Annotated in this window: 17 protein-coding genes; 7 read left to right on the top strand and 10 right to left on the bottom strand. The window is 41.7% G+C overall.

Going from position 1 to position 16,509, the window contains the following annotated elements:
* The first annotated feature begins 279 nt into the window (after positions 1 to 279).
* Entirely contained in the window at positions 280 to 1,263 is a 984-nt protein-coding gene (locus tag J3P43_RS19170; protein ID WP_255905520.1) for an acyl-ACP desaturase, read from the top strand.
* Positions 1,264 to 1,297: 34 nt separating this feature from the next.
* On the opposite strand, the gene J3P43_RS19165 is transcribed toward J3P43_RS19170, so the two are convergent.
* The 10 genes from J3P43_RS19165 to J3P43_RS19120 form a co-directional block, all read right to left on the bottom strand.
* Positions 1,298 to 1,570, bottom strand: coding sequence for a hypothetical protein (locus J3P43_RS19165; protein ID WP_255905518.1), 273 nt, complete (start codon positions 1,568 to 1,570; stop codon positions 1,298 to 1,300).
* 60 nt (positions 1,571 to 1,630) lie between these two features.
* The gene (locus tag J3P43_RS19160; RefSeq protein WP_255905516.1) at positions 1,631 to 2,590 is read right to left on the bottom strand and encodes a transglutaminase family protein; all 960 of its coding nucleotides are present in this window, start codon (positions 2,588 to 2,590) and stop codon (positions 1,631 to 1,633) included.
* Between the two features lie 17 nt (positions 2,591 to 2,607).
* Positions 2,608 to 3,543, bottom strand: coding sequence for an alpha-E domain-containing protein (locus tag J3P43_RS19155; protein WP_255905514.1), 936 nt, complete (start codon positions 3,541 to 3,543; stop codon positions 2,608 to 2,610).
* An 11-nt stretch (positions 3,544 to 3,554) separates the two neighbouring features.
* Complete coding sequence (locus J3P43_RS19150; protein WP_255905512.1) at positions 3,555 to 5,054, bottom strand: circularly permuted type 2 ATP-grasp protein; 1,500 nt, start codon at positions 5,052 to 5,054, stop codon at positions 3,555 to 3,557.
* 61 nt (positions 5,055 to 5,115) lie between these two features.
* Positions 5,116 to 6,300 carry an aspartate aminotransferase family protein gene (locus tag J3P43_RS19145; protein ID WP_255905510.1) on the bottom strand — a complete coding sequence of 395 codons (1,185 nt, stop codon included), beginning with the start codon at positions 6,298 to 6,300 and terminating at the stop codon, positions 5,116 to 5,118.
* 45 nt (positions 6,301 to 6,345) lie between these two features.
* The gene (locus J3P43_RS19140; RefSeq protein ID WP_255905508.1) at positions 6,346 to 6,762 is read right to left on the bottom strand and encodes a hypothetical protein; all 417 of its coding nucleotides are present in this window, start codon (positions 6,760 to 6,762) and stop codon (positions 6,346 to 6,348) included.
* Between the two features lie 2 nt (positions 6,763 to 6,764).
* The gene (locus J3P43_RS19135) at positions 6,765 to 7,397 is read right to left on the bottom strand and encodes a hypothetical protein (RefSeq protein WP_255905506.1); all 633 of its coding nucleotides are present in this window, start codon (positions 7,395 to 7,397) and stop codon (positions 6,765 to 6,767) included.
* A gap of 30 nt (positions 7,398 to 7,427) precedes the next feature.
* Entirely contained in the window at positions 7,428 to 7,979 is a 552-nt protein-coding gene (locus J3P43_RS19130; protein ID WP_255905504.1) for an RNA polymerase sigma factor, read from the bottom strand.
* A gap of 83 nt (positions 7,980 to 8,062) precedes the next feature.
* Entirely contained in the window at positions 8,063 to 8,899 is an 837-nt protein-coding gene (locus J3P43_RS19125; RefSeq protein ID WP_255905502.1) for an alpha/beta hydrolase family protein, read from the bottom strand.
* A 1-nt stretch (position 8,900) separates the two neighbouring features.
* The gene (locus tag J3P43_RS19120) at positions 8,901 to 9,359 is read right to left on the bottom strand and encodes a MarR family winged helix-turn-helix transcriptional regulator (RefSeq protein ID WP_255905499.1); all 459 of its coding nucleotides are present in this window, start codon (positions 9,357 to 9,359) and stop codon (positions 8,901 to 8,903) included.
* 244 nt (positions 9,360 to 9,603) lie between these two features.
* Here J3P43_RS19120 and hemA point away from each other — a divergent pair, with 244 nt between their 5' ends.
* The 6 genes from hemA (at position 9,604) to J3P43_RS19090 (ending at position 16,503) form a co-directional block, all read left to right on the top strand.
* Positions 9,604 to 10,830 carry a glutamyl-tRNA reductase gene (gene hemA, locus J3P43_RS19115; RefSeq protein ID WP_255905497.1) on the top strand — a complete coding sequence of 409 codons (1,227 nt, stop codon included), beginning with the start codon at positions 9,604 to 9,606 and terminating at the stop codon, positions 10,828 to 10,830.
* A gap of 28 nt (positions 10,831 to 10,858) precedes the next feature.
* The gene (gene hemC / locus J3P43_RS19110) at positions 10,859 to 12,439 is read left to right on the top strand and encodes a hydroxymethylbilane synthase (protein WP_255905495.1); all 1,581 of its coding nucleotides are present in this window, start codon (positions 10,859 to 10,861) and stop codon (positions 12,437 to 12,439) included.
* 31 nt (positions 12,440 to 12,470) lie between these two features.
* Positions 12,471 to 13,442: a porphobilinogen synthase gene (hemB, locus tag J3P43_RS19105; protein ID WP_255905493.1), complete on the top strand. Its 972-nt coding sequence runs from the start codon at positions 12,471 to 12,473 to the stop codon at positions 13,440 to 13,442.
* Between the two features lie 100 nt (positions 13,443 to 13,542).
* Positions 13,543 to 14,937, top strand: a complete 1,395-nt coding sequence (gene hemL / locus J3P43_RS19100) for a glutamate-1-semialdehyde 2,1-aminomutase (RefSeq protein ID WP_255905491.1) — start codon at positions 13,543 to 13,545, stop codon at positions 14,935 to 14,937.
* Complete coding sequence (locus tag J3P43_RS19095; protein WP_255905489.1) at positions 14,934 to 15,809, top strand: sensor histidine kinase; 876 nt, start codon at positions 14,934 to 14,936, stop codon at positions 15,807 to 15,809. The genes hemL and J3P43_RS19095 overlap by 4 nt, the downstream gene beginning before the upstream one ends.
* Positions 15,799 to 16,503, top strand: a complete 705-nt coding sequence (locus J3P43_RS19090; protein ID WP_255905487.1) for a response regulator transcription factor — start codon at positions 15,799 to 15,801, stop codon at positions 16,501 to 16,503. Before J3P43_RS19095 ends, J3P43_RS19090 begins: the two co-directional genes overlap by 11 nt.
* Positions 16,504 to 16,509 lie beyond the last annotated feature (6 nt).

Genomic DNA, 16,509 nt, shown 5'->3' with positions numbered 1-16,509 from the left:
GAGCCAATGGTACTGCGGTAACACGTGGGAGAGTAGGTCGGTGCCAAATTTTATAAAAGCCTTTCAGGAAACTGCAAGGCTTTTTTTGTGGATTCTCCCCGAGGAAAGCAGGGCCTCTCAACTACAGTCGAGGCGACGAGTACTTAGTAGGTTTATGAAACTGCAAGCTTATGTTTTATCGCAATTCGCATAAAACTATAGTTTTACTCGCTGGTTTCTATTATACACTATGGCAAAGAATTCATTTATATCTTTATCTTTGCCACTTTAAAAATAAGCATGAACATCAATTACGGTGCAAGAAGAGAAGTAATGCAGCATATTGAAAAATATATGCTGGACAATATTGGGAACTATTTGAAACCCATTGATACCATTTGGCAACCCGCTGATTTTTTACCCGATTCTAGCAGTGAGAATTTTTTACAGGAGGTAAAAGAATTACAAGAAACTGCTAAAGCCCTTCCCTACGACTTTTTTGCTGTTCTTATTGGAGACACTATCACCGAAGAGGCCTTGCCAACTTACGAATCCTGGTTGGCGACAGTAGAAGGTGTATCTAAAGACGAGGAAGGCGGTTGGATGAAGTGGTTAAGACATTGGACCGGCGAGGAGAACCGGCATGGAGACTTACTAAATAAGTATTTATATCTATCTGGTCGCGTAAATATGCGCCAGATGGAGATCTCTACACAATATTTGATTGCCGACGGATTTGATATTGGTACAGACAGAGATCCTTACAGAAATTTTATATACACCAGCTTTCAGGAACTGGCTACAAATGTTTCGCATCGACGCGTGGCTTCATTAGCAAAAAAAGAGGGTGATGTGTTGCTATCGAAGATGTGTGGTTTTATTGCGGGCGACGAAGCGAGACATGCAAAAGCATACACAGATTTTATATCACAGATTATGAAGGTTGATCCTAACGAGGTGATGATTGCCTTCGAAGACATGATGCGGAAAAAGATCGTAATGCCTGCTCATTTCCTGCGTGAACTTGGAAAGAAGGCTGGTGAGACTTTTACACATTTTGCCGACGCCGCTCAGCGCTTAGGGGTTTACACTGCTATTGATTATGTAGATATCTTACGCGATCTGATTACTGAATGGGAGATTGAAAAGGTAACTGGACTTGATGATTCGGGGGAAAAAGCCAGAGACTATTTAGTGAAATTACCTGACCGCCTGATAAGATTAGCAGAACGGATAAAATCGCCCGGTTTGCAATACCAGTTTAGCTGGATACACGGTATGTAAATAGGAAAGGGGAGCATGACTTCCCTTTCTTACTTTAATCTGTGGCGTCTTCTATATAATCGTCATTCTGTTTTCGCCCGTCTATCCAGTCTGGCTCATTACCGCTTTCTAAAGGGTTGGGGTTGATCCCATTTCCGTTCGCATTATTAATAATATACTGCTCGTTATCCGCACCTTCCCTTTGTTCCTGTTTGGGGTAGGGATTGTTTTCCTGATCTTTTGGTTCATCCACATTGTCGGGGTGTTGTTTCCCAATATAAGACTCCTTTTGGGTTAGGCGGGATGGGATTTTATCATTTTCAGACATAAGGAATGTTTTGGTTAAATAGATAACCTCGACAAGTAGCTTTTTGTTGAAGGATTTTGACTATTGCTGTTGTTGCTGCTCCATTCTCTCGGTGTACAGCTGAAAGCTGTTAACTGAAAAGCCAGAGGGTTTTTCGACCGGAATATCAACTAATTCAGTTATCTCAGGGAGATCATCTTCGTAGGAAACTGATACTGACACAGCAAGGGTGTGCCGGGCCTGGCCTTTATACACCCCTTTAACCGGAGTGCAATCGGCAAAGCTTCGTCCAACTGCCAGCCTTACGTGGGTCTCATTAGCCACACAATTGTTTGTCGGATCCAGTCCAAGCCATCCGTATCCCGGCAGGTAGGTTTCAACCCAGGCATGAGTAGCGCCTTCGCCGCGCATTCCATTTTTGTTTGGACACACGTAACCGCTTACATATCTCGAAGGAATGTCTACCAGGCGGAGCATTACGAGTAAAATATGGGCGAAATCCTGGCAAACCCCTGCCTTCAGTTTCCAAACTTCGTTTAACTTTGTTTCTACCGTTGTAATGCCGGGGATGTACTTGAAGTTCTCGAACACGTATGTGGTGTATCTTAAAGCAGTTTGATAGGGAGTTTCATGCCTGATTCGCTCACGTTCCACAATCGCTTTCAATTCGTCATGCCCTTCGAAATGTTCCTGCATTAAGTAATCAACGTAGGGGATCTTAAGTTTTATTGATTCCAGATCCGTCCATTGAAGAGAGGCGAACATGTCGTCTATCGGGAGAGGTTTATGGCGTGTAGCCACAGAAAGTTTAGAGTAGATCTCCAGCTCAGAGTGTGGTTGGCAATGGGTGAAATTTCCTACCTCGTTGCCATAGTAGTCTTTATACGTATCAACCACAGGCTCGCCGCTGATCTGCAAATCATGTTTTAAAACTTCCTGGTATCCATCATTCACCGGAAACAAGATTATTTGGTTTGCGCTGTCTCTCACAAAGCCGGTATAGGTATACCTGGTAATATGCTTGATGTTAAATGTTGCCATTTATATATGGGGTTAGCTTATGAGTAAGCGAAGTATTGAACGTTTAATGCATCACCAATGTCATACAAGTCTTTCTTTATTGAATATAGATAAGGATGTAGTCCTTCTTGCCTGATGGATGTTAAGGTACTATACTTTATACGACTTTCCAACCGGCCGATCAGCATCGTTATCTCTTTTATTTCGGAGATGTTGTTATTTATTCTCAGGCGTTCCAGATGTTGCGCGACTTGGTTCACCGAATAAAGCACTGATCTGGGGAAGTCGTTATTAAGAACCACCAGTTCCAAAACGTTTTCGGCTTCGAACCCCTGACGGTATGTTTTTAAATAGAGCTCGTATCCTCCTAAAGATAGTAAGAGGTGTTTCCAGTATGAAGTATCGGTTAACAGATCGGGGTCGTTGTTAATGGTTCCGAACTTGACATCCAAAATGTCTGCCGACTGAATGCTTCGTTCAAGATACTTTCCCATATTCATAAAGCTCGTTCCTTCTCCTCTTTCCATAGTTGCTTCGGCGGTTCCACCATAGAGCATGCCCTGGCGGATTAAGATATCTAATGCAGAGATCGGATCGTCTTTCTTGAGAAAGGATATCAACTTATTGTCCTTTATCAAATGATAGTACTCATTTAAACATTGCCATAAGTCTTTGGTGATGTGATCCTGAACACTTCGTGCATTCTCCCGAGCCAGCGTTATCATATTTATGATCGAATTGGGATTTTCTTTGCCAGCTATCATGTATAACAGAACATCCCTGCTATCATGTTCAATCTTGTCGAGGCTTTCATCTTCAAGCTTGGTATAGAGCTTAATCACCGGCCGCCAGCTAAATTCGTGAATGGAATCTTGTGCTGATGCGTAGTTGATCTTTAACATCCTTAAAATGCCATCACTACGCTCCACATACCTACTTAGCCAATACAAATTTGCTGCAACTCTACTTAACATTATGATATATTTTAAGATGCAAGCACCCAGGTATCTTTACTTCCACCGCCTTGCGAACTGTTTACAACCATTGAACCTTCTGTTAAGGCTACCCGGGTTAAACCGCCTGGAACAATTTCTATCCCGTTAGGGCCACAAAGTGCGAACGGTCTAAGGTCAATTCGCCTTGGCATCATTCGCCCATTCATGTAGCAGGGAGCCGCCGACAGGTTTATGGTGGGTTGTGCAATAAACTGGCGAGGATCTTTAAGTATCTCTTCTTTGTAAACAGCTATTTCAGAGTCGCTTGCCGAACGGCCCATTAACATTCCATACCCTCCGCTTCCGTTGGTCTTTTTTACAACCATGCTTTGAATATTCTCAAAAACATATTCCTGATGATCCCTCCTCCCCAACTGGTAGGTAGGTACATTTTTCAACAGAGGCTCTTCGTTTAAATAGTATTTGATCATGTCAGGAACATAAGAATAGATAGCCTTGTCGTCGGCTACTCCGTTTCCAACCGCATTTACAATGGCTACGTTGCCTTTTCTATAAGCACTCATCAATCCGGCTACACCGAGAATACTTCCCGGATTGAAAACAAGAGGATCAAGATAATCATCATCTACCCTTCTGTATATAACGTCTACCTGTTGCCGGCCATTGGTGGTTTTCATATACACCTTATGATTATCTACCATCAAATCCCGGCCCTCTACCAGTTCAACACCCATTAAACGGGCGAGCGTGGTATGCTCGAAATACGCCGAGTTGTACACTCCGGGACTTAACAGGACTATGGTTGGATTTGAGATTTGACGGGGTGAAATGGCTAACAGATTTTTGTATAATATTCCCGGATATTCCGTTACACTTCTCACTCTGCACTGTGGCAACAAATCCGGGAATAGTCGCTTAGTTATTTCTCTGTTTTCGAGCATGTAGCTTACGCCGGAAGGGGTGCGCAGGTTATCCTCCAAAACATAATAACTTCCATCGCTATCGCGGATGAGGTCGATGCCGGCGATATGAACATAGATATCGTAAGGTACTGAAATTCCAAACATCTCACGCAGAAAGTGCGGACAAGAGTAGATCATATCAATAGGAATTATGCCATCTTTTACAATGAACATATTGCTATAAATATCTTTAAGGAAAATGTTCAATGCGGAAAGACGTTGCTTTATTCCGGCTTCGATAAACGTCCAGTCGGCGGCAGTTATTATACGGGGGATAATATCAAATGGGAAGATTTTTTCGATACCTTCGCCGCTGTTGTATACTGTAAAAGTGATTCCCTGGCTCATAAACAATCGCTTAGCCAGTTCTTCCTTTTTATTTAAGTCATCTATCGATTCTTTCGATAAATAGTCGATTACTTTTTGGTACGGTGCGCGGATTTTGTGCTCCATGTTAAACATCTCATCCCAGGCGTTCGATGTTAATTCATACTTCTCTAAAAAACCCGCTTCACTCATAAAATCGCTTTCGGTAAATATATAAGAAAAATTTTTCAATAACGGCATCGCTTTGGATGCTGCATTACAAACATTTATAAAATAGAAGAGGCAAAAATCGATCCTTTTATCAGAGGTTTTCGAGTTGTTCTAAAATTATATCGCAGGCAAGTTCTATTTCTGCTTCGGAAATGATTAAAGGGGGGGCCAGACGCAATGCATTATCACAATGCAGGAACCAATCAATTATTAAACCTTTATCTGTTGCTGTTTTACTTAAAGACTCTACTTGTTCAAACGTATCCAGTTGAATAGCAAGCATCAAGCCTTTTCCACGCACCTCTCTTATGCGTGGATGAACAAGCCGTTTTCTAAATAGCGCTTCTTTTCTATCAACATCCTGCATCAGATTTTCAGCCAGCAATGTTTCGAGCGTTGCCAGGCCAGCAGCACAACAAACCGGGTGGCCGCCGAAGGTAGTGATGTGACCGAGGATAGGGTTCTCGGTTAAGGTGTGCATGATATGGCGGTTAGAGATAAACGCGCCGATAGGCATTCCTCCACCTATGCCTTTGGCCAGCAAAAGGATATCAGGAACTATATTGTAGTGCTCAAAAGCGAATAATTTGCCGGTTCGCCCGAATCCCGTCTGGATCTCATCCAATATTAGCAGGGTGCCGGTTGCTGTGCAGCGATCTCTCAAAATCTTAAAATAATCTGCATCCGGAACCAGGATTCCAGCCTCCCCCTGAATAGTTTCGATAATGACACAAGCAGTTTCACCGTCAATCTTCGTCACGTCTGCCTTGTCATTAAAGTTAATGAACGAGACATCTGGTAACAAAGGCTTGTAGGCTTCTTTGTAATATTCGTTGCCCATTACACTTAAAGCGCCATGAGTACTTCCGTGATATGCGTTGTTACAGGATAGGATTTTTGTTCTGCCGGTAAATCTTTTTGCCAGTTTTAATGCGCCTTCGGTTGCTTCTGCTCCCGAGTTTACAAAATATACAGAATTAAGATTTTCTGGTAATACCGATACGAGCTTCTCTGCAAATTTCACCTGCGGTGCTTGTACAAATTCTCCATACACCGTAACGTGCATGTACCTGTCGACTTGATCTTTTATTGCTCTTACAACCGATGGATGCCGGTGCCCAATATTACTCACCGCGAAACCCGATACCAGATCCATGTATTTTTCGCCATCTGGGCCATACAGGTACATCCCCTGTGCGCTCTCAATTTCTAATAACCGCGGACTTGATGATGTTTGGGCATTGTTAAGAAGGAATAGTTGCCGGAGGTTTAACATCAGGTAAAAATACAAAAGCCTCGTTGGTTCGAGGCTTCTAATAGATTAATTTTTTTTCTTCCTTTTCGGGAGGTGTTCGATTAACTGCTGCATAAACTCTCGTTCGGCCGGATATACCAGAGCAGCTTTTTGTTTTGGCAATACCCGCACAAACTCGACTCTATAGCGTTTCTTCAACTCAAGCATTTCGCTCTCTAACTGTAACTCATCCACCGGCGCCGCTGTACCTGGCTGATGTTTAAGCGCCTTCCGTTGTTGTGCCCGTTTGACAGCAATGCGTCTGACTTCTTCCCGGTAACTATTATAGACCGGCCAGAATTTTTGAGATTCCTCTGGGGTTAAATCCAGCTTCTGGGTTATAAATGCAACCCGTATAGACTCAATATTTTGGTTGTTTCGCTGGGCACGGGCCGGTGCCGCAAGGGCAATGCCTAGCATCAGACTAAATATCCACCTCTTCATCTTTATAAGTTTAATTTAAGGTACTGCTCAATTTCTTGTTCGGATATGTCCGAACTAATTTGACTGAGAGCAGACTCATCTTCTATATTTTCTAATATTACCGCAGCATCACCAGCATCGCTGTAAAGCTGAAGATAATCTATAATCTCATCTGTAGGAAGCGCTGCAATTTCGGTTTCGATTGTATTATTATTGCTTCTTAGGTTGAAATAAAGGCCGAAGCTTATTATTGCTGTAATACAGGCGGCGGCTGCATATGCCGGCCATGTCGAAAAAATACCGCGTATCCGGGGCTTTTCAGATTCTGTAATTTCAGGCTGGATCCTGCTTTTAATCCTTTCTTCGAGGCTGTCAAAGTATCTTTCCGGTAGCGTGAAAATTGCCCCGTGGTCATTCTTAATCGATTCGAGCTTTACTGCAGATGTGATGTTATCCTCAAGTTCTTCAAAATAGCCGGCGGGAACAGTAAAAAGATTCTCGCTGTTATCGAAGGCAGTGATACCAACGCGCCTTCGCAGGTGTTCTTCCATTTCTGCGAAGTAGCTTTCGGGCACGGTAAAGGGATTTGCTTTCTCCATCGAAGCAAGTGTTGGCGCTTCGTCCTGCCAGTTCCCGTTCATCTCATTCAAATCCATAAATTATTGAATCAAATTTTCGATAATGGTTTAATCGTTACGCAATAAATAATTCTCTATTTTCTTTACTGCAATATGAAAGGAGGCTTTTAATGCTCCTACGCTGGTGCCTAGAACGTCTGAGATTTCCTCATACTTCATATCATCGTAATACTTCATGTTAAAAACCAGGCGTTGCTTTTCGGGTAGGGTAAGTAAAGCCTGCTGAAGCTTCATCTGTACTTTGTCGCCGCTAATCTGCGAGCTCTCTGCCAGGGTATCCGACAGATCATAAGGCATTTCATCGATCGAGATATTGTTTTTCTGCTTTTTCTTATTCAAAAATGTGATGCACTCGTTCGACGCAATTCGGTAAATCCAGGTATACAATTGCGAGTCATTTCTAAAGTTTCCCAGATATTTCCATACTTTGACAAAAGTATCCTGAACCAGATCGTCGGTATCATCATGATCTATTACCATCCGGCGAATATGCCAATAAACTTTTTGCTGATACTTTTGAACAAGCAGACTGAACGCTTCATTTCTGCTGCGTTCATTAGCGAATTTTTCAAGGATTTCTGCGTCTTCTACCTGTTTCATGTACCTTTAAAACCCTGAAATTAGAATTTTGATTGATAAGTAGGATATGTTCTGTGTATTTGCTTTGAAAAAAGCATTTCGGTTTACTCACCACTCTCTCGTAAAAAAGCTATTGTGGCATCGCAGACAAACAATAGTTCTTTGGGTAAGGACTGTTCCATCCAAGGATGCTTAGCACAAAAAACATGGTCGGCATTTGGAACAATAAGCAGTTGACTGCCGCTTTGTTGAGCGTGCAATAGTTTAGCTTGTTCTGGCGTCACGCCTGTATCTTCCTCGCCATGAACAATAAGCCAGGGTTGCGAAATTTTGGAAGCTGCCGACAATACATCAAGTCGTTCTGAACTGTAGTTCAGATCTTCCAGCAAGGTAGAATAGATTGGCATTTGCTGATTGGTTCTGGAATTCATGAAATTCAAGACACCCGTATTGATCCAGATTTGTTCCTGTTCTGCGGTCCATAGGTTTCTAAAACTGCTAATGGACGCCCAGGTCACGAGTTTAGTTATCACTTTAGTCTCGGAGGCTTTAATGATACAGATTGCACCGCCCAGGCTATGCCCAATCAGGTATAAACGTGGAGGTGCGGGAAAGCTTTGTCCGCTTAAAGCAAAATCAATAACCTGTTCCAGATCAAAAAGCTCTTTTGAGAAGGTATTGTTTGCAAAACCTTCCAGGTCTTCAAAAACGTCGCCAGAGGCTCCACTTATGCCATTATGTGAAAAATTGAACTTCAGAAAATTAAAACCCTGCTGTGCGAAATGGTTTGCTACCAGTTGGTGAGTGCCCCAGTCTTTAAATCCTTTAAATCCGTGGACGAATACAACCAGCGGGTTTAATCCATTGCCAGCAGCCAGGGTTAAATCTATTGAAATACGGCTCCCGGAAGCGCCAGAGATAGAAAAGTGATGATGGAGCATTTTACAGATTTATACAGTCTGATAAAATATCGTCCATAGAATCAACAAAGCTTTTATGACTGGGCTTAAAAAAGTTTGATTCGATTTCTGATACTTTCTTCAAAGATAAATCTAGTATTTTTTTCCCTTTTGGAGTTAATATTGCGAGCTTGGCGCGCGCATCACCGTCAATTTTCAGCCGTTTAATATACCCCTTCTTCTCAAGGCTGGCCAGGATTCTCGAGGTCATCATCCTGTCGATTTTCGAGTGTCTGGCTATCTGGTGCTGATACACGTTCTCCTGTGATTTGCTGAGCCATCCGCAAATTCCAAGCACTATAAATTGAGTATATGTAAGGCCCAGTTCCAGCAAAACTTTATTTACAATTCTTTGCCAGCACATTTCAATCTGCCAAAGCAGAAATCCAGGGGCTTTATGTACGTGATCTATCAGTTCATCAGTATCAAGTGGTTTGTTCATAGAAAGGGCAGCAACTTCTCTTAAATCTCATTCAAATAAAATCAAAATTATTGTTTTAGGATAATTATTCAATTAATTTTTTATTTATCAGGTACTTTCATCCTTTTAGGATATTTTAGCGCGGAGAAATACGTGGTGACCTATTTAAAAGGATTCTAAATACCTTGGTTTGACAAAGGAATGACAACGGTGTGGATGCTTATTTGATACCTTTGTTTTCGGGTTTTATAGATACTTTCAGGCTTTGAAGCATTTAAAAGTTTTAGCATTCACTCATCAGCAGATTGATTTAAAGGAGTTGGGGAAATTGGTGATCTGTAATCAGACATTGGTAAGCCGATTAAATAGAGTGAGGGAGAAATTCGACATCCCTGAGGTATTTTATATCGGGACCTGTAATAGAGTTGAATTCGTTTTTTCAGCATCACAGCAATTAACTTTCGATTTTGTAAAAGAGTTCATTCAGACTTTAGACTTTTGCATCCCGCAAGAGAAACTGGATGACTTTGTCAGCAAGGTGAGTATTTATGAAGATGAACAGGCATTTAACCACCTGTTACGTGTGTCATGTTCTCTTGAGAGTTTGATTGTTGGTGAAAAGGAAATCCTTGCGCAGGTGCGAAAATCGTACGAAATATGCCGAAAGGCCGGATTTACCGGTGATTATATGCGAATGGTGATGAGTCATGTAGTCAAAACGGCCAAAGAAGTATATACGCAAACCAAAATATCTAAAAATCCTATCTCTGTTGTCTCCCTCGCTTACCGTAAACTTCGTGATTTAAATATGTGTTCAAATTCACGGATCCTTATAATCGGTGCCGGAGAAACCAATAAAAATATCTGCAAATACCTTCAAAAGCATAAATATTCCAACTTCGCTATCTTTAACCGAACCTTAGAAAATGCTGAGATACTCGCTAAAGATCTTAGAGGTGAAGCATACAGCCTGGCCGATTTAGGCAGTTATAAAAAGGGATTCGACGTTATTATAACATGTACGAGTTCGGTGAATCCCATCATTACCACGGAAATATACGCTTCTCTGTTAAATGGAGAAACGGATAAAAAGGTAATTGTTGATTTAGCTATTCCAAATGATACAAGTCCGGAAGTTTTAGAATCATATCCGGTACACTTTATTGAGGTTCGCAGTCTGCAGGAAATAGCCAACTTAAATATGCAGGAGCGTTATCAGGAGCTTGTTCACGCTGAGCAGATTATCGAAGAAAGCAAAACTGAATTCAGGCCATTATTAAAGCAACGTCAGATCGAACTGGCAATGCGCGAGGTTCCTTTAAAAATTAAGGAAATCAGGAGCGTAGCTGTAAATTCTGTTTTTGCAAATGATATTGACCAGCTGGATACTAATTCAAGAGAAGTGCTCGAGAAGATCATGAACTATATGGAAAAGAAATATATCAGCGTCCCGATGGTTATGGCTAAAGAGATATTAGTAAACAACAGCTAGGTAATCTTGTTATCCAATTGCTTTTATTGTGAAAAAAAAATTTATCATAGGTACTCGTGGTAGTGATCTCGCTCTTTGGCAAGCCAATTATGTGAAGGATAAACTTTCAGAATCGGGTATTACTGCTGAATTAAAAATTATAAAAACCCAGGGCGACAGTTTTCTGAATCTGCGCCTGGATAAGTTAGAAGGAAAAGGATTTTTCACTAAAGAGTTAGAAGAAGAGTTACTTAATGGCTCAATCGATATTGCAGTCCATTCCCACAAAGATTTACCTACCCAAAACCCTTCAGGTTTAACAATTGCGGCTGTTTCCGAACGTGAAGATCCGAATGAATTGTTGCTTATACTTAAAGATTGTGTCGATATCAAGCAGAAGCTATCTGTAAAGTTTGCTGGGATGGTAGGTACATCCTCTAATCGGCGCAAGGCACAGCTATTGTCTCTTCGCCCCGATTTGGAAGTAGAAGATCTGCGTGGTAATGTACCAACCCGAATTCAGAAACTGCGCGACGAAGATTATGATGCTATCATGATTGCGAAGGCTGGAGTTGAGCGCCTTGGGATTGATCTGAGCGAATTCTATGTAGAAGAATTAGATCCGATGGAATTTATTCCTGCACCCGCACAAGGTGTGCTGGCTATCCAGGTACGTGAAGACGATACTAAATTAATAGAAAAGCTGCAGGTGTTGCACAATCCAACTATTGCAGAAGAAATTGCTGTAGAACGAAAAGTGTTGAATCTGTTTAATGGGGGCTGCCACTTACCATTAGGTTGTTATTGCCGTAAAGAAGACGGAAAGTTCCAGGTTTGGACCTCTATGGCAGATGATGCAGATTCATTCCCCGACAGGGTGTTTTTGGAGTCGGAGACAAGCGAAGGACTTGCAGAGCAAATCGTGCACAAGTTCGCCAAAGACCGAAAAATGCCTGCAAAGGTTTTCATCACCCGTGGGATTTCGGAAATGAGTTATTTCCGCCGGGCCCTGGAAAAACATAATATAGAAATTGACGGGCGATCTTTAATTCGCACATTCCCCACTATAAATAAGCTTGATCCATACATATTAAAACATATAGATTGGATATTTTTCAGCAGTAAAAATGCGATAGAGTATTTTTTCAAGCTGGAACCGTTAATTTCCAAAAAAACCAAATTTGGGGTTTTAGGCCGCGCATCCGAAGAGGCCCTTCGTAAGTTTGGGCGGGTGCCCGATTTTAACGGAGAGGAAGAAGGAATTGACACCGCCGATATCGCAACCGAATTCGCAGAACTGGTAAACGGACAGAGTGTTTTGTTCCCCGGAGCTAAAGATTCACTAAGGACTGTGCAAAAAGCGCTGTCTCCAGAAACGAAGATCCTTGACCTGCCGGTATATGAAACAATTATGGAAGACAATATCGAACCCATTTTTGCTGATGTTTTAATTTTTACAAGTCCTTCCAATGTGGAAGCCTATTTTGTTGATAACCTGATAGAACCCGGTCAGAAAGTGATCTGTATAGGTCGCTCAACCGGCAGAAAATTTGATGAAATGGGAATGAAGTATGCACTGCCTTATTCACCCGACGAAATTGGCTTAGCCGAAGCGGTCTTCGGACTGTAGTGTTAACAAATAAAGATCTAAAAGATAGCGAATGAATATTCGTCCCAGAAGATTAAGAAAATCCCCTATTGTTCGTGAAATGGTAGCCGAAACGCGCCTTTCGAAAGACATGTTTGTATACCCCTATTTTGTAGTTCCTGGAAATAATGTAACGCATGCAATTGATGCTATGCCTGGCATAAGCCATTTTTCTGCCGATACATTAGTTAGAGACGTGGAACATTCTTTAAAATTAGGGCTTAACAAGGTTTTGCTGTTTGGCGTAGGAGAAGAAAAATCCGAAGACGCCAGCACATCCTATAACAGTGAATCGGTAGTATCAAAAGCGGTCAGAGAATTAAAAAGCGCTTTTGGGAATGATTTATTTGTGATTACCGATGTGTGTACTTGTGCCTACACCACTCACGGGCATTGCGGTATTATGCATGATGATTATGTGAACAATGATGAAACTGTAGAAGTTCTGGCTAAAATGGCTCTTAGCCATGCACAGGCTGGTGCCGATATGGTAGCGCCATCAGATATGATGGATGGCCGTATCGCCGGAATACGTTCGTTGTTAGATGCAAATAACTTATTGAATACCGGCATTATGAGCTATAGTGTAAAGTTTGCTTCGGCATACTACGGTCCTTTTCGAGAAGCGGCGGATTCTGCTCCGAACAAAGGAGATCGGAAAGCTTATCAGATGGATTTCAGAAATCCGGGTGAATCATTAAGAGAAGCATTTTTGGATGAGGAAGAAGGTGCGGATATTTTAATGGTTAAACCGGCGCTGGCTTATCTCGATATTATAAAAAGCCTCAAAGAAAACACCAATCTGCCTGTCGCTTGTTACAATGTTTCCGGCGAATATTCGATGGTTAAAGCCGCGGCCAGGGCTGGCTGGGTTGATGAACAAAAAGTAACCATGGAGAATATGTACGCTTTTACCCGCGCCGGCGCAAATATTATTATTACGTACCATGCCAAAGAAATCCTTGAAAAAGGATGGATGGTTTAATGAAGTAAAAAGTTAAAATTAAAAATTAAAAAAGGGCCTGCTGTCTCAATTTTGATTTTTAACTTTTGAATTTTGACTTTTAATTTTTGAATTTTACCCCATGCTTGACTCTCTCAAAAAAATTTTTTCCAGTGACGATGACAGGCCAGTATCCACTACTGGTAAACCGGATATTCCCCGCGAAAAATCAGCCGAACTATACGAAAAATCCAAAAAGTATTTTCCCGGAGGCGTGAACTCACCTGTAAGGGCGTTTAAATCAGTCTTTGGCACTCCGCTTTTTATTGAGCGCGGCGATGGATGCTACGTTTGGGACGCTGATGGCAACCAGTTTATTGATTTCTGCGGATCCTGGGGACCACTCATTTTGGGCCACAATCATCCAAAAATCAAAGAGAAGGTGAGTGAGGTGATGCAGCAGGGAATGAGCTTTGGTGCGCCTACGGCACTTGAGAACGAGTTGGCCGAACTTATTTTAAAAAGCAACAGCTTAATTGAGAAGATCCGGTTTGTAAGCTCGGGCACAGAAGCCGTAATGTCTGCTATTCGTTTAGCCAGGGGGTATACAAAGCGAGATAAGATCCTGAAGTTTGAAGGTTGCTATCACGGCCATGTCGATTCATTGCTGGTAAAAGCTGGTTCTGGCTTGGTTACTTTCGGCGAAACTTCCTCTGCCGGAGTTCCTAAATCTTTTGCCGACGAAACCATAGTGATTCCGCTAAATGACCGGACAGCCGTGGAAGAGGCTTTTAAGCAGTTTCCGGATCAGATTGCAGCTATTATTATAGAAGGAGTTCCGGCTAATAATGGCTTGCTTATTCAGGATAAGGAATTCGTTCAGTTTTTACGCGATATTACTCAGCAAAAAGGGAGCTTGTTAATATTTGATGAGGTAATCACAGGATTTCGCTTAGGTTTTGAAGGTGCAGCCAAGCATTATGGTATTAAGCCGGATATTCTTACCTACGGAAAAATTATTGGAGGAGGCCTGCCCGTTGGGATGTACGGAGCCTCGGCCGAAATTATGAGCAACGTCTCGCCTGACGGCGCAGTTTATCAGGCAGGCACCTTATCAGGAAACCCTGTAGCTATGGCTGCGGGCATCGCTCAACTTACCGAGCTGCTTCGTTCGGGTTTCTATAAGGACTTGAATAATAAAACTCAGGAGTTTGTAGAGTCAATTCAGCGATTTACCGCAGCAAAAAATTATAAATTTAAAGTGTTTTCAATTGGTTCCATTTTTTGGTTTGCCTTTACGGATAAGGACATAAAAACTGCTGAAGATATTGATGCCTCGAGCATGGAGAAATTTAAAGTGTTTCACCGCGAATTGTTAAATAGGGGTATCTATTTGGGCCCTTCCGGATATGAGGTTGGTTTTGTTTCTGCAGCTCATAACAAAACAGAGTTGGAAAAGACAAAAAGGGCGATTTTTGATAGTCTGGATATAGTTTTCAGAACCGCTGCTAAGTTTTCGAAAGAAGAAAGTAAATGAAGAAACCGCTAATCGTATTCTATTTTCTGGCCATTTATGTTCTTGCAGAACTGGTATGGTGGGCGTCTCTACTTATAGCCGCCAGGCCAGAGAAGAAGACGATGATCTTAAGTGAAGGAGCGGTTTTTCTATTGATATTCTTGTCCGGAGCCTATTATCTGCAAAAAACGATTAAAAAGGAGCGGAAACTTCACGAGCAACAGCGGAATTTTCTACTTTCGGTTACCCATGAACTGAAATCCCCTTTAGCGTCGATTAAGCTTTATCTTCAAACTATTTTGAAACGCGAACTTGAACGAGTTAAAATCGAATCTTTTTTAAAAAACTCCCTAAAGGATATCGAGCGTTTAGATGATCTGGTAGAAAACATGCTTATAGCTACCCGAATCGAAAGCCGTTCTTATTCTTTTCCGAAAGAGCAGTTTAACTTTTCTGAATTAGTAGCTAAAGTTGCCGAGCGACTGCAAATCCATACCTGCAGTACACAAACTATAAAATGCGATTTACATCCAGAGATAGAGCTAACCGGTGATAAGTTCGCTCTCACGCTGGTAGTTTCCAATCTGATTGAAAATGCTGTAAAATACTCGCCTCCCTGCGAAGAAATAAAGGTAGAGTTGCAACGGGAAAGTAATATTATCCGTTTTTCGGTGGCAGATAAAGGAATTGGTATTAAGGATGAGGAAAAACTGCGCATATTTGAAAAGTTTTACCGTGTAGGGAGCGAAGATACCAGGAAAACAAAGGGGACAGGATTAGGCTTATACATTGTAAAGCAAGTACTGGACAATCACCAGGCGCAAATAAAAGTAAAAGATAACCCGACAAGCGGGAGTATTTTTGAAGTAACCTTTAATTCAAATGGCAGCTAAACAACGTATTTTACTGGTAGAAGATGAAGATCATCTTTTGGAAGCAATTAAATTAAATCTGGAGCTTGAAGGCTACAAAGTGAGTACGGCAACGGATGGAAAGAAAGCTTTGAAGATTTTTAAAGAAGAACGCTTTAACCTCATCATCCTGGATGTTATGCTTCCCGAAATTGATGGTTTTCAGGTAGCCGAGACGATCCGCCTGGAGAATTCTGAAGTTCCAATCATGTTTCTTACCGCAAAGAATACCAGCGAAGACCGTGTTACCGGACTAAAAAAAGGTGCAGACGATTATCTGGTTAAACCATTCAATCTCGAAGAGCTTATTTTACGGGTCAATAATCTTGTGAAAAGAGGCTTGAGCGGAGATGAGAAGAAGGAGCTGAATACCTACAAGATTGGCGATAAGACCATTTATTTTAATTCTTTTGAGCTTCGTAACGACGACGGTTCTATTACCCCGCTTACAAAAAAAGAAACGATGTTGCTCAAACTGTTAATTGAGCGCAGAAACGATGCCGTATCGCGTGAGCAGATATTGGAAACAGTTTGGAATTACGATGTGTATCCGTCAACCCGCACCATCGACAATTTCATCCTTACTTTCCGGAAGTATTTTGAGCCTGATCAAAAAAATCCTAAATATTTTCATTCTATCCGAGGGGTAGGTTATAAGTTCACCGACAGCCAGTAAGGGATT

The sequence above is a fragment of the Paradesertivirga mongoliensis genome, assembly GCF_024436395.1.
Taxonomy (GTDB): Bacteria; Bacteroidota; Bacteroidia; order Sphingobacteriales; family Sphingobacteriaceae; genus Paradesertivirga; species Paradesertivirga mongoliensis.
Note: the sequence above shows the minus strand (reverse complement) of the source record. Positions and strands in the feature narration are given on the sequence as shown.